Here is a 1,898-nt window from a genome sequence, read left to right on the forward strand (position 1 = left end):
AGCCGGCGATCACCAGCCAAATGCCCCAGCGCGCGGGTTTACTGATGTTCAGATCCACCTCGTTCTTGGGGTCGATATGAATCATCTCGGTGTGTGGGCTCATTTGCATGATCGATCACTCCCGTGATTTGACAGAGGCCAGCGGGGTCGACGTGCCTGCAGGCATTACAGTGGCCTTGCGCAGCGCTGCGAATACTTCGTCACGCGTGCCGAGCATCTGCACACCGCCGTCGCGCAGCATCAGCACCTGATCGACGGCGCAGAGCACGTTGGGACGATGGGAAATCAGAATGACGGTGGCGCCACGCTCCTTGAGTTTGGCCAGCGCATCGACCAGGGCCTTTTCGCCGACGTCATCGAGGTTGGCGTTCGGTTCATCCAGCACGATCAGATTGGGTTCGCCATACAGCGCACGGGCCAAGGCGATGCGTTGCTTCTGACCACCGGAAAGCGGGCTGCCATCAGTGCTCAGGCGAGTGTCATAACCCTGCGCAAAACGCAGGATCATCTCGTGCACGCCAGTGGCCTTGGCAGCGCGGATGACCGCGTCGCTGTCCACTTCACCAAAGCGCGCAATGTTGTCGGCGATGCTGCCCTCGAACAGCTCCACGTCCTGTGGCAGGTAGCCGAGCCAAGGGCCAAGTTCACCCTTGTTCCAAGTGAATATGTCCGCACCGTCCAGGCGCACCTTGCCGGCCTGCGCCGGCCAGACGCCAACCAGCAGGCGGGCGAGGGTGGATTTGCCCGAGGCGGATGGACCGATAACGCCAAGGCTTTCGCCGGGTACCAGGCTGAAGCTCACGCCGCGCAGAATGGTGTTGTTGGTTCCGGGGGAACCGGCATACACATTCTCCACCGCCAGCATGCCCATCGGCCGCTGCAACGACATGCTCGGTGGCCGGCGCGGATATTCGTTCAACATTTCGTTGAGCCGGCCCCAGGCCGAACGGCAGCCTAGCAGTTGTTTCCACGATGCGATGACTTGTTCCACCGGGCCCAGCGCGCGGCCAGTGAGGATCGAACAGGCAATCATCATCCCCGGGGTGATCTTGCCTTCGATCGCCAGCAGCGCACCGGCGCCGAGGATCAGCGACTGCAAAGTGATACGCACGAAGCGCCCGGTACTGCTGATCATGGCTGCGCGGTCGGAGGCCAGGGTCTGCATTTCCAGAATGCGCAAATGGCTTTGGTACCAGCGCTTGCCGATTGCCGGCAGCATGCCCATGGCCTCGATGACCTCGGCATTGCGCAGGTTGTTGTTGGCATAGGTGGCGGAGGAGAGGGCGGCCTGATTGGCTTCGGCCAGCGGCTTCTGCGTCGCTTTCTCGGTCAGATAGGCCAATCCCACCAGAATCAGCGAACCGATCAGAGTGAGCAGTCCGAGTATCGGGTGGATCAGATAGGCGATTAACAGGTAGAGCGGTGTCCACGGCGCATCGAAGAAAGCGAACAGGCTATTGCCAGTGAGGAACTGACGAACCTGCGAGAGATCTTGCAGGGCCTGGGCCGGATTACCTCCGGCGCGGCTCAGGTTGCGCTCGAATGCAGCGGTGAAGATGCGACGATTGAGGTCCATGTCGAGGCAATTTCCGACTCGGATCACCATGCGGGTGCGGACCAGTTCCAGCGTGGACATCAGCAAGAACAGGCCTATCACCAGAACGGTCAACATCGTCAACGTCGTGACGTTGCGACTGACCAAGGCCCGATCATAGACCTGCAGCATGTATACGGAGGGTGTCAACATCATGACGTTGATGACGCCACTGAACGCTGCTAGCGCGTAAAAACTGCGGCGCAGGCGAAAGAGCGCGTCGGCCAGTTCGGAACGGGTGCTCGACTGTTTGTGCATTTGGATCTCCCCTTCGAAAAGCCGGCTCCTTCCAGCTCTACAGCTC

At 60.5% G+C, this 1,898-nt stretch carries 1 protein-coding gene; it reads right to left on the minus strand.

The window, feature by feature from the left end:
* Positions 1-115: 115 nt before the first annotated feature.
* Entirely contained in the window at positions 116-1,852 is a 1,737-nt protein-coding gene (locus AC1DRJ_RS26020; RefSeq protein ID WP_477804681.1) for a type I secretion system permease/ATPase, read from the minus strand.
* Between the last annotated feature and the right edge of the window lie 46 nt (positions 1,853-1,898).

It is taken from the genome of Pseudomonas sp. P5_B2, assembly GCF_056400445.1.